A 21,245-nucleotide genomic window follows, 5' to 3' on the forward strand; every position below is an offset into this window, starting at 1 on the left:
AACTGTGGGGAATTCAAAAACAGATCGTAGAATTATTCGAACGAAGAAATTTATCCGAGATGCTTTAACAGAATTAATGGAAGAGAAAGGATTTGAAGGCGTAACGGTCAGAGATCTGACGAAAAAAGCCGATATTAATCGAGGAACTTTTTATTTACACTACCAAGACAAATACGATTTGCTTGAAAAAAGTGAAAATGAAGTCATTCAAGAAATAAAAGAATTTATCAAAAAAGCAAATCCAAATGAGATTGTATCTGCTAATTTGAAAGAACAGCCTTTGCCGTTTATTATTGCGCTTTTTGAATATATTCAAGAGAATGCGCGTTTTATGCAGGTTATGCTCGGTCCAAAAGGCAACCCTGGCTTTCATCTTAAAATTAAAGAAGTTATGAAAACCAATATGCTGGAAAAATTAGAGCTCATGGATAATAAAACGCCTCCGCTTGTTCCACTTGAACATTTAATGTCTTATGTAACGTCAGCGCATCTTGGCGTCATTCAGCACTGGCTAGAACAAGATATGAAGCAGTCACCTAGAGAAATGGCTCTGACACTCGCTAGCATGACTTTTTTGGGTCCTGCTTATGTTGCAGGCATTAAGCGAACATAAAAGAACCTGCTATTCTCTCGGAGAATAGCAGGTTCTTTTTATTAACCTTCTAGTAATAAAGATTCTGGATCTTCTAATAGTTCTTTAACAGTAGCTAGGAAGCTTACGGCTTCTTTGCCGTCAACGATACGGTGATCGTAAGAAAGTGCAATGTACATCATCGGACGATTTTCGATACGCTCTTCATCAATTGCTACCGGACGAAGCTGAACTTTGTGCATTCCTAAAATACCAACTTGAGGCCCGTTTAAAATTGGTGTAGACATTAATGAACCGAATACACCGCCGTTTGTAATTGTGAACGTTCCACCTTGTAAATCTTTTAATGCTAATTTGTTGTCGCGCGCTTTTTTCGCTAAATCAACGATAGATCCTTCGATACCAGCGAATGTTTTACGGTCAGCATCACGTACAACTGGAACAACAAGACCGTCTGGAGCTGACACAGCAATACCAATATCGTAGAATTTTTTAATTAATAACTCGTTGCCTTGAATTTCAGCATTTAATAATGGGTATTTTTTAAGTGCTGCTACTACTGCTTTTGTGAAGAATGACATAAAGCCAAGTCTTACGTCGTGCTGTTCAAAGAATTTGTCTTTGCGTCGTTTGCGAAGAGCCATAACAGCCGTCATGTCTACTTCGTTAAACGTTGTCAACATAGCCGCTGTTTGCTGAACTTCAACGAGACGTTTGGCAATTGTTTGACGACGACGTGACATACGTTCGCGTTCAACAGGTTTGTCGCTATTTTCACTTGCCGCTGGAGACGGAGATACCGGGTTAGCTGGCTTACTTGCTTGTGCCTGCTGTTTTTGCTCATTTGATTTTTGATCTGCATATGAATCAATATCATGTTTACGCACACGGCCAAGAGGATCAGTAGTTGGTACTTGATCTAGCTTGATTCCGCGTTCTCTTGCTGCTTTGCGAGCTGCAGGAGAAGCAATCAGCCATTGTTTTTGATTTCCTTGTTGAGGCGCTTCAGCTGCTGGCGCTACTTCTTCAACTGTTTTTTGCTGAGCTGGAGCAGCTTCTTGTTTTGATGCTTCTTCTGCTGGTTTTTCTTCAGCTTTTGGTGCTGCTGGTGCTGAAGCTCCTTCTTTCGCTTCAAGACGTGCAATTGTTTCACCAACTTGTACTGTGTCGCCTTCGCCAGCAAGAAGTTCTGTTAGCACACCAGAGTCTTCAGCTGTAATTTCAACGTTAACTTTATCTGTTTCAAGTTCAACGATATAATCGCCTTTTTCAACGAAATCTCCTACTTGTTTTAGCCACTGTGCAACTGTTCCTTCAGAAATTGATTCTGCTAATTCCGGTACTTTAATCTCTCCCATGGTTCATTCCCCTTCCTTATCGTGTAACAACGTCGTTAGCAATTTCATTTTTAGTTAATGCATCTTGTAAAATACGTTCTTGTTCTTGTCTGTGAACTGTTGGATCTCCTTCAGCTGGACTTGAGCGTCTTGTGCGGCCGATGTAGTCAACAGTAGCTCCTTCTGGTGCTACTTCACGCAGTCGATCTTCTACATAGTTCCATGCGCCCATGTTTTCAGGCTCTTCTTGTAACCAGACAATCTCTTTTAAATTTTTATAGCGAGCAAAGATTTCAGCAATTACGCGTCTTGGGAACGGATAAATTTGTTCTAGACGAAGAACGTGTAGCCAATCTTTATCATCTTCTGCTTTGTTTAAGCGTTCCGTTAACTCACTGCTGATTTTTCCGCTGCACAGAACGATTCGTTCAACTGCATCTTCTTTTTTGCCTAATCCAGGCTGTTCTACTACTAAGCGGAAAGAGCCTTTTGTAAACTCTTCAAGGTTTGACACACTAAAAGCATTACGAAGCAAACTTTTTGGTGTCATAACTACTAGCGGTCTTACTTCTTCGCGCTGTAAAATGGCAGCTTGTCGTCGAAGTAAGTGGAAATATTGCGCAGCGCTTGTTACGTTTGCGATTGTCCAGTTGTTTTCTCCAGCTAGCTGTAAATAACGTTCTAGACGAGCGCTTGAGTGTTCTGGCCCTTGACCTTCATGGCCATGTGGCAGCAATAAGACCATTCCAGATTTTTGTCCCCACTTAGCACGACCTGCTGCAATAAACTGGTCAATAATAACTTGACCTGCATTGGCAAAATCACCGAATTGTGCTTCCCAAAGAACAAGCGTTTCAGGAGCAAATACATTATAGCCGTATTCAAATCCAAGCACTGAACCTTCAGATAATGGACTGTTACGAATATCAAAGGAAGCGCTTACGTTCTTCATTGCGTGTAGTGGTGAGTAAACATCCCCTGTCTTATGATCATGAAGAACAAGATGTCTATGTGCAAACGTACCACGTTCAGAATCTTGGCCTGTAATACGAATTGGCGTGCCGTCTCTTAAAATCGTAGCAAATGCAAATGCCTCACCCAATGACCAATCCACGCTTTCATTTTCTTCAAACGCTTTGGCACGTTTAGATAAGATACGATCAAGTTTTGGAAATACGTTAAATCCTTCAGGGTATTTCACTAGCTCTTGATTCACTTCAAACAGCTCTTCTTTTGTAACAGATGTATCAATATCTGAAATTCCTTTGAAGACTGCTTGTGGCATTTCCATAATTCTATGTTGTTTTTCAGCTTTTGGCGGTACTTTCTCATAAGCTGCTTTTAACTTCGCTTGTAACTCTTCATTAATTTGATCTGCTTGACCGCTTTGAATAACGTTTTGTTCTTCGAGCTGCTTTGCATACATAGCACGAACGGTTGGACGTTTTGTCACAATTTCATACATCTTCGGCTGCGTTACAGACGGTTCATCCATTTCATTGTGGCCAAATCGACGGTATCCAATTAAATCAATCAAGAAATCTTTGTTAAAACGTCTGCGATACTCATAAGCAAAATAAGCAGCCGCTAAACAGGCTTCCGGATCATCCGCGTTTACGTGAACAATTGGAATTTCAAACCCTTTTGCTAAGTCACTTGCATATTTTGTTGAACGAGAATCGACGCTTTCTGTTGTAAATCCAATCATGTTGTTAGCAATAATGTGGATTGTTCCACCTGTTTGATAACCAGTCAATTGATTTAAGTTCAGCGTTTCTTGTACAATACCTTCACCAGGGAACGCAGCATCTCCGTGAATTAAAATCGCGAACGATTTTTTTACATCTTGTTTCGGGTATCCATTCACATCACGCTCATCTTGAGCCGCTCTTGTAAACCCTTCCACAACCGGATTAACAAACTCCAAGTGACTAGGGTTACTAGCCAATGTCAAACGAGCTCGAACTGTGTTCTCTGCTTTAATTTGTTTGTCGGCACCCAGGTGATATTTTACGTCTCCCGTCCAGCCATAGTTGATACCGATTGAACCTTCTGAAGGAACTAATTCCTTGTTAGGCGCATGCTGGAATTCCGCAAAAATCATTTCATACGGCTTGCCTAATACGTGTGCTAATACATTTAAACGTCCACGGTGAGCCATACCGATATTAACCGTTTTTGGGCTTGTTTCCACTGAGCGTGCAATCAGTTCATCTACAAGTGGAATTAGCATATCTACGCCTTCAATAGAAAAGCGTTTTTGTCCGACAAATGTACGGTGTAAAAATTGTTCAAAGCCTTCTACTTCTGTTAAACGCTTTAATACAGAAGTTCTTTTCTCATTTGAAAGAGGTTGGAAAATAGCACCTGACTCGACCATATCAGTCAGCCACTTATTCTCTTCCATGTTATGTACGTGATGGAATTCAAACGCAATGGTTTTTGTGTAGACATCTGTTAAATAGTTAATTGCGTCTAAACCATTTTTGACGTGTGATGGCGCATTCGTACATAAAATATCAACCGGAATTGATTTTAAATCTTCTTGCGTTAAATTGTAATCTTCCAAGTGAAGCAAGACAGGATCTTTCTTCTCGCTTTCAAGAGGCTTAATTGACGCGTATAGATGACCATAAGCACGGATGTTTTCCGCTAGCTTAATAGCCGATGCAATTTTAGATGTGTTAGCTGAAGGTGCAGCCTGTGCGTATTCAGCTTGCTGAACCTGCTCACTTTCGTTTAATGGAGGAGCACCCCAATAATCAAATAATTCTTTTAAGTCTGGATCTACTAGATCTGACTGCTCTTCGTATAACTCATACTGTTCTAATACATAGCCATAGTTCGGACCCAAAAATCCTTGCCAAGGCTCCCCTCTATTCGACGTTTCGTTACCCATGATAAAACCCCCAACGAGTTATAATAATTGTCGTACTCAACAATCTTTCCATTTTGAATGTCGATTACCTTATCGTCTGACATCTTTACAACGAGTGATAAATCTCACTGCGTGTGTATCTGATATCTGCTTATATTTTACCACTCTTTTACTCGTCAATCAAAATGAAATCGCTATATTTCTTTAATTTTTTTTACTTTTTTAATAGTCTTACTACTTTTTGAAAGCGTTTTATAAGTAAAGCTGATTAAAGGTCGAATCAGGTGTTAATTAATTGTTATTGACCTAGCTTTTGGCAAAATTAAATTGCTTGAAATATATTTTATGACTATTTAAAAAAAGAAGCAGTGTTTTGCTTCTTTTTTTAAAACTCATCTACGATTTTTTCAACGTCTTTAAAATAACCATCATCTACTTCTGTAAGCTTGCTGCTTTTCGCCGCTTCGAGTAAATGAGTGAACCAAGTTAGTTCTACTTTCAAATGCATAATCGTGCGCATAATGATCGACAGATTTGCAATGGAATGATCCACCTTTTTAACTTGGTACAAATTTTGCATTTTTTCTAAATAAGCTGCCGTTTCCTCAATCTTTTTTTCTAAAGCAGAAGCCACTTTTTTTTGATCCACGTAAGAAGTAAATGAAAGAGCAGCATAAACAGGTCTATGCATATGCTCTTTTTTTAACAGCTGTTCAAAATAAAGGCGTTCAAATTCTTCTCTTCCTGCATCCGTGATAGAATAAACGGTCTTTTCAGGTCTGTTCGTCTCTCGAATCACATCGACTACTTTCACCAGCTGATCTTTTTCGAGCGTATCAAAAGCGTAATATAAAGAACCGCTTGCAAGTTTAATATAGTGCTTCATTTGTCTTTCATTAATGGTTTGCTGAATTTCATAAGGGTGCTTATTTCCTTCCATTAATAAGCCCAGTATGACTAATTTAACACTCATAACACCTTTCACCTCTTGATATGCATCTTATTTAGTAAAAAAAGCACGAATAAATTCGTGCCTTTTCTATTTTTGAGCTGCCGGTTCCTTAGCTTCTACCCGCTTTTTAGGGGGAACTTCCACTCGTTCATTTCCCATTAAAAAGACAGTAATAATAGCTACTGCAATTGGAATAAGAGCAAGCATAAATGCATACGTGATCGATGTAGACATAGCATCAACAATCTTATCTAATATTTGAGGCGGAATGCTCTTTCGGGCACTTGATTGAAAAACTGCACTCGGATCTCCTATTTGAGAAAATGCTCCTTGTGATCCATTTCCCATACCTTGAAAATTGCGCTGCAGCTCATTTGTAAATGTATTGCTTTGAATCGTTCCAAAAATCGTAACTCCCAGCGTCATTCCTAAAGAACGAGCAAATGAGTTTGTTGAGTTGGCAGAACCTCTAAACTGTGGATCTAGCTTATGAGTTGACGACGTTGGTAAAAGAGAAAAGCTAAATCCTACGCCAAATCCAGTCAAAATCATAAATACCGTGAGCATCCAACGAGGTGTATCAGGTTCCATTGTTCCTAACAAGAACATTCCTACTGCAAATGAAAAAACGGACATAATCATCAAGTTTCGGAAGCTTGTTTTTGTGAGAAAAATCCCGCCGATCGCACTTCCTGCTACTGAGCCTAACATCATCGGAGTTAAAATTAAACCTGCATTTGTAGCAGAACCTCCGTAGACAGCTTGAACGAAAATAGGAATAAATACCGTTAAAATAATAAACGTTGCTCCGTATAAGAAAGCGAGAATTTGTGATGTTGCAAATAAACGGCGCTTGAACATCCAAAATGAAATAATCGGCTCTTGCGCGCGCTTTTCCACAAAAAAGAAGAGTGACAGCGCCACAGCAAAGATAGCAAAAAGAGATAAAATTTGCGGAGAAGACCACTCATACTCTTTTCCTCCAAGTTCAAGAGCAAACATTAAACTTACTACTGAAATGACAAGAGTGGCTGCACCAGCCCAGTCAATTTTTTGCTTTTTATGACTTTTTGACTCTTTATAAAAGCGCATAATAAAAAATAACGATAAAAGTCCAATTGGCACGTTCACGTAAAACACCCAGTGCCAGCTGATGTATTCCGTAATGTAAGCACCGAGAAGTGGACCAAATACGCTTGCTGAGCCAAAAACGGCACCTAATAATCCCGTCATTTTCCCGCGTTTTTCAGGAGGGAAAATATCAAATACGATGGTAAAAGCAATCGGAAGAAGCGCTCCTCCTCCAATTCCTTGAATCGCTCGGTAAATACTTAGCTGCACAATGCTTTGTGCTAAACCACACAACGCGGATCCAAGTAAGAATACGGTTAACCCAAAAATAAAAAACCGTTTACGGCCGTACATATCAGATAGTTTACCAAATATCGGCATACCTGCCATCACGGCAACCATATAAGCGGACGTAACCCAAACAAACTTATCTAATCCGCCTAGATCAGAAATGATTTTCCCCATAGCCGTCGCTACGATGGTATTATCCATGGCTGACATAAAAATACCGAGCAGCAATCCTGCTACGATAAAACGAATATGTTTTTCTGATGAAACCATTTCAGTTCCTCCTTTCGCGTCATCTTTTTGATGAACAGAAATGATAGCTACTTAAATTATTATATTCAAATTTGAGTATTTTACAATCTTAAATGTGCTATTTTTAGAAATAAACATAACAAAAGCGTAATGGATTCATTACGCTTTTACTGTGAACTGAGGTTCTAATTCGATCTCTACATTTCCTTGAATGGCTCTTGAAATCATACAGGACGTTTCTGCTTTTTTTATAAGTCGATTGATTTTCTCTTCTTGGGCCGCGAATTCAGGTGTGACGATCACGTGAGGTTTATGAATGATTTTTTCGTACGTAAACACACCATTCATTACGTCCACGATAGCTTCTGATTCCATCGTTAAAGCCTCCTGATGGATTCCACTTCTTTCTAGCATCGCTGCAAGCGTGATAATGTAGCAGGTGGCTGCTGCTCCTAGCAGCATTTCATCTGGATTTGTCCCGGCTCCTGGCCCGTCCATTTCTGGTGGAATAGAAATGTTTGTTTTTAATTGCCCTGCTTCAATTGTTCCCACTTCATTTCGGCCTCCTGGCCAATTTGCTTGCAAATGAAAGTGATGTTTTGCCATAGTGTATCCTTCTTTCTTCTATATAATGATGTATACTTAGCGTACCTTTTTTGCTCATAAAATAAAAATGTTCTGCTTGTAACAGCAAAAAGACTGCTAAACGTGCAGTCTTTGTTGTTCTCTAACTTAAAGGTACTTTCTTTTCGCTTTCAACGACAGTTTTGATTAATGAAGGCAGCCAGTCCTGCAGGTTCGTAAATGAATATCCCCAAAAGCTAGCTTTTTCATTGCTCATCGTCCAAGAATGATCTACTCCGTACGGAGAACTATTTTCATCCGTTAAACGAGAGGTTGTTCTTGCTGTTTTATCCGCTGCTTGTTCAATATATGAAAATAAATTTTTGAGTGAAATGGTACCATTTGAACAAGCGTTAATCGGCCCTTTTAGCTTCTGTTCTGCACACCAAACTAAAAATTCACCTGCTTCTTCCTGTGAAATGAAGTTCATTTCTGCTTCAATAGCCGGTACACCAATTTCTTCTCCATGCATAATTTTTTCTATGTGAAAACGCAAGCGGTCCGTATAATCATCTTTTCCCATGACAATTGGAAAACGGACAGCTGTTACCGAAAACGGTGCTTTTTGAAAGAATACTGCCTCGGCTTGGCGTTTTCCTTCTTGATAGGAAATATTTTCACGGCGTGTATATGAAATAGGATACTTGTATGGATCAAAATCTTCTTCATAACACGTTTTTTCTAAAGAACCATATACTGAAAGAGTCGAGGTAAGTACATAGTGACTCGTACTATGACGAAAAGCTTCAACAGCAACAGCTGCGCCGTGTGAAGAATAGCATATTTGATCGAAGATAACATCCCATTTTCTTCCTCTTGTTGTTTCGATTACAGAATCTTTTTCTACACGATCAAGAAAAATTCGCTCAACTCGGTCGCCGAAATCATCCGGTGTTTTACCTCGCGTTGCTAACGTAACCTGTACTCCTTTAGAAAGCAATGTCTGAACTAAATTTTTTCCGAAAAAACGCGTTCCACCTAACACAAGTGCTGTTTTCATCTTTTTCTCCACCTTTCATATTTGATATGGGTGACCATACCATTATTATCCAACTTTTTCATCCATAAAGCTATGAATCTTTCCGCTTATTTTTTTGTACTTCCACCTATTTTTTCGCCACTGCCGTGTTAAGATGTACATATCTAACCAAAAGGAGCGACAGCGATGAATCCTTCTCCACTTCCCCTTAACGAACGTCTTGTTATTCTTGATATTATTCGGGGCATTGCTTTGCTGGGCATTTTTTTAGTGAATATACCGGCTTTTACTTCTCCGATATTTATTTTTCAGCTGTACAATGTTTCTTATAAGTATGAAGGAATAGATGCTTATATTGATTTATTCTTGCAGCTGTTTGTCCAAGGGAAGTTTTTTACCATCTTTTCTTTTTTGTTTGGACTTGGATGCGGAATTTTTTTGCATAGAGCTGAAGAAAAGCAGTACTTTGCCGCTGCTTTATGGTCAAGAAGAATGGCTGCTTTGCTATTAATCGGGCTTTTTCATCTTGTCTTTTTCTGGTATGGAGACATTTTGCATGTGTATGCTATTGGCGGTCTTTTATTATTCTTTTTTTACAATCGAAAAGCTAAGACGATTTTGCTGTGGGCAATAGGCTTGCTATGCTTTTTTTATCTTTTGGCTTGTATGCAGTTTTTTACTCCAGCACACGTCTTGCAGGAGGCTCAGTGGGAGTATAAAGCTTTACATGAACATGTCTTAACCCAATATTTATCCACCTACAGGCAAGCAGACTATTTATCTTGGCTGTTTTATCGTTTGAATGTTGAAGTGGTGCCTATGCTATTAAATCTACCGTTTTCTATCTTTCCCGTATTTTCTATGTTGTTATTTGGCTTATATACGGCTAAAAAAGGATTGGTACATAATATCGAACAAAATCGTTCTTTTTTCAAGAAAATTCAGTCAATAACAGGCGCAGCAGGTTTCACTTTAACTATTATTCTGGCCATGCTAAAAACAGAGATTTTAAGATACGAACTCTATCAGCAGGCGGCCATTCACCTTTTTACAAGTTTGAGCGGCATTTTTCTATGTTTTTTTTATCTTACCACCTTACTGTTATTCCTGCAATTTTCTCCTTACGCTTCAATGCTGGGTCTTTTTAAGTATAGTGGAACAATGGCATTAACAACTTACCTTAGCCAAACTTTAATTTGCCTGTGGATGGTTCGAGTCTTTGGTTTATACGGAACTCTTACCTTAACGGAAAGCACGGTTATTTGTCTCATCATCTATACACTCCAGCTTTTTCTTAATAAGTGGTGGCTTTATTATTTCTATTACGGTCCGTGTGAATGGTTATGGCGGAGCTTTACATACCGATCTCTCCCGCCTCTCAGGCGGAATAGAAAAGCTTCAGCTTAACAGCAAATCGGCCTTCAAGGTTGAAAGCCGATTTGTCTCCTTTACTGCAAAGGCGGTATAGTTATTCGTTTAATTCCATTTGTCTCAAACTCTCGTATATAATCCATTTCTCGATGAAAAATTTGCATAAAAACTTCATTTTTTATTTCTTTAGTGGGTCCTATTTGCTCTATCACATCTCGTTTAGCCATGCGATAGGCTAGCGCTTCCCAAAACACTTCGTTATCGTATTCTCCAATAATATCTTGAAGAGAATCTTCATGTTCTTCTGTAAACATAACCTCACTGTTTAGCGTGTGAAAAGGTCCTTTTTCAAGGAAAGGCTCTGCATGTGAAAACATTTGTTTTTCTACATCCGTATATTCCTGTGCATGCTCATCTTCCACTCCAGAACATGCTGTGACCATCCAGTTACCTAAATAAATTAAATCAAGCAGTTGAAAAAAGTGCGTTTCAGATAGTTGAAGTTCAATATCGTTTTTTACAGGAGCTTTTGACATAAGCGCGGATCTCTCCTTTAATTTTGAGGGTAGTTGCTACTAAATAAAATAGCTAAAAGGGTTAATATGCAGGCTAGCAGGAAAACTGAAGAAATGGCTTCACCTCTTTTCTGTAGTGTAAAAATAGAGGTACTGACATCCAAAGAAGTGAATACGAAGGGTGTAAACTTATCATAATCGAAATAAAGACAAGATACAAGACTTTTTTACTGAATTTTCTGACTGTTTTCGTCATAAATACCTATTTTTTGTTTATACTAGAAAGATTCGAACATTGCGTGCGGTGCTGCCCAAAATAAAAAAGCGCTGAATCAGGCGCTTTAACGGTGTAAAAAAATAGATAAACCAATAAAAAAAGCAGCTAAAATAAAATCAAAAATCCATTGCCACTTCTCACGTTTTAACAATACGTGCTCTACCCCTGATAACAGCGAACTTATACTAACCAAAACAAAAATAAAGCTTAATTGGTTAAACGAAAATTTAGTGACAAAATTTGATACAAGTATGACTGCTACGGTGATGAACAGTGCCATTTGACTTATAAGTACCCATTTAATTCTCTGTTTATATCCGTCTTTTAAAGCTTGTAATAAATCGTTGCTGATCACTCTCGCTAAACCCCTTTTGTATTCCTATCGTCAAAAGTAAGAACGCAGCAAAAAACGCTTATCTGCATCTTAACTACTTAGCAAAACTAGCTATTAAATCGAAACATAAATATCAACTTGACTGCACTCAGGATCAATACAGCGTTCATCATATAATTCAAAGTCTATTTTATAGGCACGATGATTTTTTTTAGCCCACTCGCGAATATAAGCCCAAGCCTCTACTACTACCTGTCTAGCTGGCCCAACAGCTGTTGTAAACACCATATATTCACCTTCTGGGATGATGAACTCTCTCATATCATCTTTGAGTTCGCCGCCAGGTAAAACTTCATATCCTAGAGCAAATGTAAAATCCATTTTTTGATTATATTCAAATTCTGTATAAAGAGCAAATGTATTACCATTTACTTTATTGGCGATTTTATTAGCTAACTGTTGTTTATAAAAAGTCTGCCAGTGCTCAGGAATAAGACCTGTGCCCGTTTCTTCCACAGGTTCATCTGTTCGAATAGGCACTCCTACAACAGTAAATTCATTTACCTTGACTACTTTTTGACTTACGACTAAGTCAGTCAACATATTGAGCCCCCTTAATTCTTCTTTTTCTGTAGTTACAATGAGGGAAATACTTCTTAATATGCATTTTATTTGTATTCAAAGAAAACGTCAACCTTTTATGCAAATCCCTTAACGAAGGGGCTGAAGATCATTCTTCTAAACTATAAAAAAAACGATTCTATTTTCTTTGTACACATCATACGTATAAGATACCCCTAATTTACAATAGAGTGAGGTAAAAAAATGAAGATCATTGAACTTGCCGAATTCATTAAAACAAGTAAAAAAACAACTAAACTTGCTCTCTCCTCTTCTACAGTACAGTATACATTAGAAACAGATGATTTGAAAATTGAATTAAAAACAGGCGGCACGAATAAGCGAATCGTGTTTTTTCGCATCTTCTTAAAAGGAACGTACAAGGATTGGATTTGTTATCACCGGAACGAACATCATATTTACGAATTGTATCAAAATATTCCTTTATCTCCTAGAATGCAAAAGCAGCTTTTGTATGCTATTGCATCATAAAAGAGCTGGCTTAGTTAGCCAGCTCTTTTATCGGTATATCTTTTGTTTTATATATACTAAGCACAATGCCAATGAACACCGCATTTGCAATTGTGGGACCCATACCATAACTTATAAATGGCAACCATACACCCATAATTGGGAGGAGATTAAACGACATACCTAAATTATAAAGCAACTGAAATGCATACACGCTTACGCTTCCGGAAACAAGCATTTTTCCAAACGGACCGCGAATCTGTTTAATTAACAGTATCATTTTTACTAATAAAGCACTCAACACTAGCATAATAAAAATTGAAATTCCCCAGCCGTAGGCATAGGTCAAACCTGCATATACAAATTCTGTGTCGATTCCACCTATTCGGTATCCCTCTGATGGATTAGCTTGAGGAAGCCACTCAGCCTGATGGAACAGGCGAGAAAGATGTACAGGGACGTAGCCTGCCCCTGCTGGATCTTTCCCTGGATGCAACACAATTGATAGACGACTTAAGTAATAAGAGCTTCCTGAAAGGAGCAGCATAACGGCTATAATTATAAACAGTGTGAGTAGAAACAACAAAGTGATCTTTTTAGCATGTTTACGAGCACTAAATATAAACATAGAAGCGATCATGATGATGTACATCATCACATTAGGAATACTAGTTAAACGCCCGTATAAGACTATGGTTAAAATAAATAGTACTGCTATAATGGGAACGTTACATGACCTACGTTGTAAAATATATCCCCAACCTATTAAATAAAATATTAAAATGAAATTTAAATCTAGGCTAAAAAAAGATAGGTTTACTACGGTTGTACCTTGAACGTTTGGTTGAATCCTTTCTGGCAATATATGCAGATTAAATACTACAAGGAGGAGTGTAGGAGCTATAAATGCTACCCACCCCCACTCTCTCCACTTGCGGTAGTTTTGAAAAGCACATACTGCTGTCAGGGCTAGTCCAATTAATGCAGTAATAAGTTTGGTTTCCATTGATATAGATGAACCTAGCTTAATTGTCAACATTCCTAAGCCTAACGCTGCAACAAATAATGAAACTAAGATCCAATCAATCTTTGTGCGGTATAGCTTTTGAAAGCGTCTGCTTAGTTCCGCTGAACTGCCCATTTGTTCAACAGCTTTTTTTTCAGCTTCCTCTTGAGAAACACCGCGCTGAATAGATTCTCGTTCTAAGTTTTTAATATGGGCATCAAGCTCTTGATGCACTGCTTCTTTTGCTTCTTTATGTTTTATTTCTTGAGTAATTGACTGTAAAAATTCTTCTTTTTTCATTGTCCTCCTCCTAATAACCCTTGAAGGACAAAAGCTGATCGTTGACTTCCATTTTCTAAGCTTTTCATTACCTTTTTACCTTTACTATTCAGCTGATAGTATTTCTTCTGATCTTCTTTCCAGCGGCTTGTTACGTATGATTTTTGCTCAAGCTGATGCAGCAGAATGTACACAAACCCTTCTTGTTCATCAAACTCTTGAATTCCTCTACTCCGTAATTTTTGAACAAGTTCTATTCCATTTTTTTCAACTGACAGAAGCTGTAGCGCTGGCAGTAAAATGTTTTCTTGTTTTATTTGTCGCTTAATAGCTTGCTTGTGCTTGTCAGTAAACTGCAGGTTTTGGAATACAGATTGCTTCATTGAGCCTTTTAGATGACGTAATCTTTCATCCATATTAGCCCTCCTCTATCATTTGTTTTAACAATTCTTTTCCGCGCCGTAATCGTGTTTTAATCGTATTAGAATTAATAGATAAAAGCTCAGCTATTTCTTTAATTGTGTATTCTTCGAAATAATGTAGATAAATGAGTTCTCTATACTTTAATGGAAGACTCATTACAGTTTGAACCAATTCTTCAGACTCCTCTTTTTTTACCATTTCTTCTTCGATCATTTCTTTGCTTGATTCAAAAATCGTATGTATATGTTCTGTAAATTGCATTTTTCGCACGTACCAACTTTTTAAATAATCTTTGCAGTGATTAATAGCAATGCGCCATAACCAAGTTTTCAAACTAGATTGCTTAGAATACGTAGAAAGAGAATTATAAAACTTCACAAAAATTTCTTGTGTCAAATCCTCACTAACAGTAGAATTTCGCACGTAAGAATATACAAGCTGCAAGATGGATTGACCATATTCATTCATAGCCTCTTCTAAAAGAATTTCATACTCTTCTTGCTCTACTAATGCAAATAGCAAATCGTTCACTTCACTCACCTCTTTTTCAATACATTAGACGAAGCTCAAGCCAATTAGGTTTTAAATTACTTATTTTTTATCAAAAAAACACCGGAAGCTTTGGGGTCAGTCCCTTGCTCCGGTGCTTTTCTTATTTATGCTGTAGCTTTGTAAACGAATGTTTGTGCGGCTTTGCATGTAATTTTCCCTTTGTCCATTGAATCCCTCTGTATAAATAGTACGAGCACCAAAAAACTGCTGGGACGATAAGTACATATGCGACGATACTATTTGTAAAGAAAGAAGAATCTATGGAACGAAGCAATCGATAGGTCTCATTTAATATACATATATGCACGACATAAATGCCAACTGAATTTTTCCCAACCTTTGAAAAAAACGAGTTTTTGCCAAGACTTGGACTGCTTAATACGAATAAAAACAATGATGCTGATAAAAAAATCGTAGAAATAAAATAGTCTCCGGGCTTGCTGTGCTGGATATTAACCAACCAGTAGCGCTCGGCGATCTCTAACGCTGAAAACACAAAAAAGCTGGCTAAATAAATCATTGGCCTTACGTTTAATACTGATAGAATTCGCTGGCCGTATAGGGCAAACATAGCTCCTAATACTGTATAGAACAAACCAAAGAACAGGGCATCTCTCGTTTGAAAAGAAAGTGGAAAAAATAAAGAATAAGACTGTCCAAATAACCCAGTTACATATAATACGGTGCTGATAAGCATTAATAAACCGATCTTTTTCCATCTTTGAAATAAGAAAACGATGACAACAGCCCAAATTAACGCAATTAAGTACCAAAGCTGAAATCCGCTTGTGTCACTTCCATAATAAAAGATATCTTTGAATGTGATGGATGATGTTAAATAATCAGCTACTGCATCTTTTCGCTCTGCTAATGTTCCGTGGTTTTGAAATAAGCGCAGAACTACACCAAACAATAAATAAAAGATGAACCAACATGCATAAAGCTTTGAAATATTCCACGTGTATTTTTTTAAGTATGCAGAAGGTTTTGGATGTTTTTGAATTTTATTCATAAACAAATACCCTGATACAATAAAGAAAAAAGGAACCGCGAATCGTGCAAATGTGTCAACAATGACATCTAGCACATTTTCCTGGTTCCCTAAAAAGAAATCGTTATGTGATGGATTAACATGAATACAAACCACAAACACTGTAGCAAAAAACTTAATAAAATCAATTGAATAATTACGTTCCATCTTGTTGTCAGCTCCTTAAAATAAACTCGAGCTCTATTTTAGCATAATTATCCAAACGAAAAAGACATTTTGGTAAAATTAACCTTATAGTCATGGAAAAAATTTCTTAACTTCCAATATTCTAGTCTTGTTTACTTGTATGATGTCTTTCAATATTCCAAATAAATGATTCTAAAGAACTACAAAACAAAAAACAGATTATCGGTAACCTGTTTTTTAAATTAACATTTTCCATGCAAACTTATTATCTTGTTTAATATCGATTTCTTTTTCATGCAAAGCCTGCACATGCTGTTTAATTTGTTTGAGAAACAGCATTACTTCTCCGCTTGATACGGCAGCTGAGTTGAGAGATAACGAATGTTTTTTAGCAATTTTTAATTCCTCTGTTTCCACTGAAATACTCACGTGGCGAAATAAGTGCCAAGGGTAATAAACTGTTTTAAAAGATTTTGAGAAATAAATTCCTTTAGAACAAACGGTAATGCCCTCGGTTTTTTGAAGAGGATATGTATTTAAATGAGCTACAATTTTTTCTTTTGCAGGTAAATAGAGCCTGTTTCGCATCTCTTTTTCAACTTCTTCACATAGTTGTCCTGCTACCGACAACACATCTTTTGGATCAGGTGTTTGATGAATTTGAAAAGATGAACAAATAGAAGTTAATTCTTTTGAGGATACACATGGATATATATAGTCTTGACACATATATTCATGGGAATGAGTGCGAATAAATTTCTTGATTTTTTTTAATAGAGATACTAGCTTTCTAGCTGAGTAATCGTTTTGATTGACTTGAAATTTCTCCACGTCATTAAAACAAATCATTTCTTCTTTTCGAATGGTAATGGATTGAATGTTAGCGAAATCTTCCCATAACATTTTTCCTTTTTTCATCCCTCTGCTTTTCCAGTAAATCCCCTTATTTGTAAAGCAAATTCCCCTTTTATCTAGGCCCGCTATAAAAGAGCTGTGTAAATACGCAATTATTTTTTCTTGGGGCTGAAACTGAAAGTATTTGCTAGCCATTTTTTTGTAGAAACTAGGTATTTGCATTACATAAAATTGACTTTCTCTATAGATTAAGCATAAGTCAGTCAAATAATTAGTTTTCAGCGTCGCCACGCTCTCACTTCCTTTTTGAGTGTAAATAACCGTACCCATTTTTTTCTATTACTTTATAAACGTTTTTTGATGAAAAAAGTTTCAACTTTTTTTGTTTTTTATGAAAAAGCTTTAAATGGAAGCATTCCTTTCATCTAGGAGGTTATCTAATTACTCACTTATTCAATAATCTTATTTTAAACGTTCCCTACTTAATTAAGAAACTAAACCAGATAATAGCAATGCTTACCTGCTTTATCCAAATCATCCCCTGTGAACAAAAATAAACCGCAGCGTTAAAACGCGATGCGGTTTATTTTTTAAGCTAAATAAGCTTCTTTTATTTTTTCATTGTGAATTAATTCCGGTCCTTTTCCTTGCAAAATAATTTCTCCCGTTTGAATCACGTAGCCTCGGTGCGCGATTTGCAGTGCTTGATAAGCGTTTTGTTCAACGAGCAAAATGGTCATTCCGCTTTTATTTAATTCCATAATGATTTCAAATATTTGTTCTACAATGATGGGAGCAAGCCCCATAGAAGGTTCATCTAGCATAAGCATAGAAGGGTTCATCATAAGCGCTCGCCCGATAGCTAGCATTTGCTGTTCACCGCCGCTCATCGTTCCTCCTTTTTGAGTCAGCCTTTCTTTTAATCTCGGAAAATATGTGAGTACTCTAGCCATATTTTCTTCTATTATTTTTTTATTAGAAAGTGAGAAGGCTCCAATCGTTAAATTTTCTTTTACCGTCATCTTAGGGAAAATTTTTCTTCCTTCTGGTACGTGAGCTATTCCTAGCCGGGCCGTTTGGTGAGGAGGGAATTTCGTGATGTGGGTGCCTTTATACACGATACTACCTGCTTTGACAGGAGCTTGACCGCTAATGGACTTTAATGTGGTAGATTTACCGGCTCCATTGCTTCCAATAAGAGTCACAATTTCTCCTTCTTCTACATCAATCGATATTCCTTTAAGCGCTTGAATTCCTCCGTAAAAGGTGTCAACTTCAGTTAACTTTAGTAGAGTCATGTGCTTTTCTCCTTCCTTTCTATCTCCTCTGCCGCTCCTTTTCCTAAATAGGCTTCGATCACTTTCGGGTGCGTACGGATATGTTCAGCATTTCCTTCTGCAATTTTTATTCCATGATCTAATACAATAATATGATCAGAAATTCCCATGACGAGCTTCATGTCATGCTCAATTAATAAAATGGTTATTTCCCGGTCTCTTCGTATCGTGTGAATAAGATCCGTCAGCTCTTTTGTTTCACGCGGATTCATACCAGCAGCCGGTTCGTCTAATAATAACAGTGAGGGTCTAGTAGCTAACGCTCTCGCAATTTCGAGTCGGCGCTGCGCTCCATATGATAAGTTAGTGGCTACTTCGTTATATAAAGCTTCTAGCCCAACGTATTCCAACAGCTTATACGCTTCTTTTTTAGCTGCTTTTTCCGCTCTTCTTGCTCGAGGTAAATTCAACAGCGTTTCAAAAGTAGTTGCTTTCAAATGGTTGTGCATCCCAACTAACACATTTTCTAAAACCGTTATATTACTAAACAACCTGATGTTTTGAAATGTCCGAGAAATCCCTTGTTTTGATACGCTGTGAGGTTTTAGCCCTGTTATGGATTGACCATTTAACATAATATCACCTGAGGTTGGCTGATAAACACCTGTCACCATATTAAAAAACGTGGTCTTTCCAGCGCCGTTTGGTCCTATTACAGCTGTTATTGAATTTTTTTGAATATCCATTGTTACGTCTTGATTGGCAACTAAACCGCCAAAGGTCTTGGTTACATTTTTCACTTCTAAAATAGACAATTTCTTTCACCTCTATAGATTGACGTTTTTCTTAGCCGTTGAAATCACAGGCTGTATTTCTTCTTCAGCTTCTTCTTTCAGCTCTTTCAAATCGAACGTAGGCTGTTTAGCAGGAAGCAATCCCTGAGACCTGTATAGAGCAAATAAAATAAGAAGTCCGCCAAAGATAAATCGCTGCATTTTAGCTGGCGAAAGTGCATCCGGTATAGAGATAACTCCGTTTAAGCTCAGCTGATTAAACCAATCCGTGAGCTCCGTTAATACTTGAAGATTAAGAATGGTTACAACCGCTGCTCCAAGTATGACGCCCGGAACGCTCCCCATTCCTCCTAAAATAACCATCACTAAAATCGTAATAGATTCTAACAGCGTAAAGCTGGTTGGATCGACAAACGTTTGCTTCGCGGCAAAAACAACTCCCATCATGCCTGAAAATGATGCACCAATAGCAAATGCAAGCAGCTTTGTTCTAACAAGGTGAATTCCCATCGCTTGAGCGGCAATTTCATTTTCACGAACCGCTTTCCACGATCGTCCTACTTTAGAATATTCAAATCGCCGTACAATAAAAATAACCGCAGCTAAGATGACTAATACTACATAATAGAACTGACTTGGATATACTAAATTAATCCCAAAAATAGAAGGCGGCGTCACGGAGGACAGCCCCATTGCCCCGTTTGTAATATTGATCGGTTTATCCAAATTGTTAAACACAATTCGAATAATTTCCCCGAATCCAAGCGTAACGATAGCTAGATAGTCTCCTTTTACGCGCAGCACAGGTATACCAAGCAAAACTCCAAATAAAGCGGCTATTAGGCACCCTGCAATGATAAAAAACCAAAAGCTTTCTCCTGATAATGGGTACGTACCAAAAGGCATAAAATTAGCAGCTTGATTAGTCGCGAAAATTCCATACGTGTAAGCCCCAACTGCAAAGAAAGCAACAAATCCCAAATCCAATAATCCGGCCAATCCGACTACAATGTTCAACCCAAGTGCCATAGCAACATAAATGCCTACTAGCGTAGATACTTCCATATATGATTCATAAGCAGGGCCTTGGCTAGCTGAAAAAGGAAGCAACACAATTAAAATGACCCCTGCTATTAGCCATTTTAATTTAGTAGAAAGAGACATAAAGTACAGAAGTAATAATGAAAATAAAAGAAGTAAAAATGCGACGACGGAATTTTGGGCAAGCATTAAACTACCGCTTGTTGCAATTACATATATAAAAAATAAAATGATTTGCGCCTTTTTGTTTCCTTCAAGCCTACTCATTAATTTTTTCATCGTCATCACCTACACTTTTTCTGTAACGGCTTTTCCAAATAAGCCTTCTGGTTTAAAAATTAACACCAAAATCAAAATAGCAAATGCAAATACATCTTTATACTCTGCTCCTAAAACATTGCCGGTAATTGTTGATAAATTCGCAGCTGCAAACATTTCAAGAATGCCAAGCATTAGCCCTCCAAACATTGCGCCTCGTATATTGCCTATTCCTCCTAAAACTGCTGCTGTAAAAGCCTTTAATCCTAATATGAAACCAATGTAAGGGTCAATTGTTCCGTAATGAAGCGCAAATAACACGCCGGTTGCTCCCCCTAAAGCTGAACCAATAAAAAAAGTAAGAGAAATAACTTTGTTTACATTAATGGACATGAGTGAAGCCGTATCGGGATCTTGAGCTACGGCTCTCATTGCCATTCCCCATTTGGTTCGATTGACGAAAATTTCGAGTCCGATCATTAAGCAAAGAGCAACAATTAACACTACGATAAACGTTACTTTAAATGTAGCATCATCAAATGATGATGAAAGAGAAGAAGCGTTAACCGATACTTTTCCTGAAAATAAAGCAGGGGTATTAACAATATAATTACCATTCTTAAGTTCCGTAATGAAGCGCACAAAATCCTGTAATAGAAACGACATTCCGATAGCTGTAATAAGTGTAATCAGTTTAGAAGACTTGCGCAGGGGGCGATAAGCCACTCTTTCAATTCCCATACCAAGAAACCCAGTCGCAACACTCGTAATAAGAAGAACTAAAATTAACGTCACAACAGCTGGAAAAGCTGCAATCCAACCTACGCCTGTTAATCCTATTAAAATAGCGGTTCCGATAAAGGCCCCTGACATAAAAATTTCGCCGTGTGCAAAATTGATGAGTTCTAAAATGCCATATACCATCGTATAACCTAGGGCAATAATTGCATATACAGCTCCTAATGTTAGTCCGTCGATTAACACTTGCGGCAGCGTTTGTATAATATGAGCAAACATATAA

The 21,245-nt window shown here is 37.6% G+C and carries 21 protein-coding genes; 3 read left to right on the forward strand and 18 right to left on the reverse strand.

Annotation, left to right across the window (positions count from 1 at the left end; genetic code table 11):
* The first annotated feature begins 4 nt into the window (after nt 1–4).
* Nucleotides 5–613 carry a TetR/AcrR family transcriptional regulator gene (locus ACNHOZ_RS08865; RefSeq protein WP_033579400.1) on the forward strand — a complete coding sequence of 203 codons (609 nt, stop codon included), beginning with the start codon at nt 5–7 and terminating at the stop codon, nt 611–613.
* Nucleotides 614–654: 41 nt separating this feature from the next.
* Here the strand turns inward: ACNHOZ_RS08865 and odhB are convergent, their stop codons facing one another.
* The 6 genes from odhB to ACNHOZ_RS08895 form a co-directional block, all read right to left on the reverse strand.
* Nucleotides 655–1,950: a 2-oxoglutarate dehydrogenase complex dihydrolipoyllysine-residue succinyltransferase gene (gene odhB / locus ACNHOZ_RS08870; RefSeq protein ID WP_048019052.1), complete on the reverse strand. Its 1,296-nt coding sequence runs from the start codon at nt 1,948–1,950 to the stop codon at nt 655–657.
* A gap of 16 nt (nt 1,951–1,966) precedes the next feature.
* Complete coding sequence (gene sucA / locus ACNHOZ_RS08875) at nt 1,967–4,828, reverse strand: 2-oxoglutarate dehydrogenase E1 component (RefSeq protein WP_033579402.1); 2,862 nt, start codon at nt 4,826–4,828, stop codon at nt 1,967–1,969.
* Between the two features lie 364 nt (nt 4,829–5,192).
* Nucleotides 5,193–5,780, reverse strand: coding sequence for a PadR family transcriptional regulator (locus ACNHOZ_RS08880; RefSeq protein WP_028412866.1), 588 nt, complete (start codon nt 5,778–5,780; stop codon nt 5,193–5,195).
* Between the two features lie 66 nt (nt 5,781–5,846).
* The gene (locus ACNHOZ_RS08885; protein ID WP_048019051.1) at nt 5,847–7,391 is read right to left on the reverse strand and encodes an MDR family MFS transporter; all 1,545 of its coding nucleotides are present in this window, start codon (nt 7,389–7,391) and stop codon (nt 5,847–5,849) included.
* A 138-nt stretch (nt 7,392–7,529) separates the two neighbouring features.
* On the reverse strand, nt 7,530–7,976 hold the full coding sequence (locus ACNHOZ_RS08890) for an OsmC family protein (protein ID WP_048019050.1): 447 nt from the start codon (nt 7,974–7,976) through the stop codon (nt 7,530–7,532).
* A 121-nt stretch (nt 7,977–8,097) separates the two neighbouring features.
* Nucleotides 8,098–8,994: an NAD-dependent epimerase/dehydratase family protein gene (locus ACNHOZ_RS08895; protein WP_028412863.1), complete on the reverse strand. Its 897-nt coding sequence runs from the start codon at nt 8,992–8,994 to the stop codon at nt 8,098–8,100.
* Between the two features lie 165 nt (nt 8,995–9,159).
* Between ACNHOZ_RS08895 and ACNHOZ_RS08900 the strand changes: the two genes are divergently transcribed.
* Nucleotides 9,160–10,380 (forward strand): DUF418 domain-containing protein, encoded by a 1,221-nt coding sequence (locus tag ACNHOZ_RS08900; RefSeq protein WP_048019049.1) that lies wholly within the window; start codon nt 9,160–9,162, stop codon nt 10,378–10,380.
* A gap of 41 nt (nt 10,381–10,421) precedes the next feature.
* Here the strand turns inward: ACNHOZ_RS08900 and ACNHOZ_RS08905 are convergent, their stop codons facing one another.
* The 3 genes from ACNHOZ_RS08905 to ACNHOZ_RS08915 all read right to left on the reverse strand — a co-directional run bounded on the left by ACNHOZ_RS08905 (nt 10,422) and on the right by ACNHOZ_RS08915 (nt 12,073).
* Nucleotides 10,422–10,880 (reverse strand): hypothetical protein, encoded by a 459-nt coding sequence (locus ACNHOZ_RS08905; RefSeq protein WP_033579407.1) that lies wholly within the window; start codon nt 10,878–10,880, stop codon nt 10,422–10,424.
* Between the two features lie 320 nt (nt 10,881–11,200).
* The gene (locus tag ACNHOZ_RS08910; RefSeq protein WP_013057601.1) at nt 11,201–11,491 is read right to left on the reverse strand and encodes a hypothetical protein; all 291 of its coding nucleotides are present in this window, start codon (nt 11,489–11,491) and stop codon (nt 11,201–11,203) included.
* A 93-nt stretch (nt 11,492–11,584) separates the two neighbouring features.
* Nucleotides 11,585–12,073, reverse strand: a complete 489-nt coding sequence (locus ACNHOZ_RS08915; protein WP_033579408.1) for a GyrI-like domain-containing protein — start codon at nt 12,071–12,073, stop codon at nt 11,585–11,587.
* Nucleotides 12,074–12,295: 222 nt separating this feature from the next.
* Here ACNHOZ_RS08915 and ACNHOZ_RS08920 point away from each other — a divergent pair, with 222 nt between their 5' ends.
* The gene (locus ACNHOZ_RS08920; RefSeq protein WP_048019048.1) at nt 12,296–12,583 is read left to right on the forward strand and encodes a hypothetical protein; all 288 of its coding nucleotides are present in this window, start codon (nt 12,296–12,298) and stop codon (nt 12,581–12,583) included.
* A gap of 10 nt (nt 12,584–12,593) precedes the next feature.
* Here the strand turns inward: ACNHOZ_RS08920 and ACNHOZ_RS08925 are convergent, their stop codons facing one another.
* From ACNHOZ_RS08925 to ACNHOZ_RS08965, 9 genes are all read right to left on the reverse strand, one after another.
* Nucleotides 12,594–13,868 (reverse strand): FtsW/RodA/SpoVE family cell cycle protein, encoded by a 1,275-nt coding sequence (locus ACNHOZ_RS08925; protein ID WP_048019047.1) that lies wholly within the window; start codon nt 13,866–13,868, stop codon nt 12,594–12,596.
* The gene (locus ACNHOZ_RS08930) at nt 13,865–14,263 is read right to left on the reverse strand and encodes a PadR family transcriptional regulator (protein ID WP_048019046.1); all 399 of its coding nucleotides are present in this window, start codon (nt 14,261–14,263) and stop codon (nt 13,865–13,867) included. Before ACNHOZ_RS08930 ends, ACNHOZ_RS08925 begins: the two co-directional genes overlap by 4 nt.
* 1 nt (nt 14,264) lies before the next feature.
* Nucleotides 14,265–14,801: a sigma-70 family RNA polymerase sigma factor gene (locus ACNHOZ_RS08935; RefSeq protein WP_048019045.1), complete on the reverse strand. Its 537-nt coding sequence runs from the start codon at nt 14,799–14,801 to the stop codon at nt 14,265–14,267.
* 121 nt (nt 14,802–14,922) lie between these two features.
* On the reverse strand, nt 14,923–16,020 hold the full coding sequence (locus tag ACNHOZ_RS08940; RefSeq protein WP_048019044.1) for an acyltransferase: 1,098 nt from the start codon (nt 16,018–16,020) through the stop codon (nt 14,923–14,925).
* A 216-nt stretch (nt 16,021–16,236) separates the two neighbouring features.
* Nucleotides 16,237–17,145, reverse strand: coding sequence for a hypothetical protein (locus ACNHOZ_RS08945; protein ID WP_028412856.1), 909 nt, complete (start codon nt 17,143–17,145; stop codon nt 16,237–16,239).
* 299 nt (nt 17,146–17,444) lie between these two features.
* Entirely contained in the window at nt 17,445–18,152 is a 708-nt protein-coding gene (locus ACNHOZ_RS08950) for an ABC transporter ATP-binding protein (RefSeq protein WP_048019043.1), read from the reverse strand.
* Nucleotides 18,149–18,946, reverse strand: coding sequence for an ABC transporter ATP-binding protein (locus ACNHOZ_RS08955; protein WP_048019042.1), 798 nt, complete (start codon nt 18,944–18,946; stop codon nt 18,149–18,151). The genes ACNHOZ_RS08950 and ACNHOZ_RS08955 overlap by 4 nt, the downstream gene beginning before the upstream one ends.
* 12 nt (nt 18,947–18,958) lie before the next feature.
* On the reverse strand, nt 18,959–20,245 hold the full coding sequence (locus ACNHOZ_RS08960) for a branched-chain amino acid ABC transporter permease (RefSeq protein ID WP_048019041.1): 1,287 nt from the start codon (nt 20,243–20,245) through the stop codon (nt 18,959–18,961).
* A 9-nt stretch (nt 20,246–20,254) separates the two neighbouring features.
* Complete coding sequence (locus tag ACNHOZ_RS08965) at nt 20,255–21,241, reverse strand: branched-chain amino acid ABC transporter permease (RefSeq protein ID WP_033579574.1); 987 nt, start codon at nt 21,239–21,241, stop codon at nt 20,255–20,257.
* Between the last annotated feature and the right edge of the window lie 4 nt (nt 21,242–21,245).

This window comes from Priestia sp. D51, from assembly GCF_053345675.1.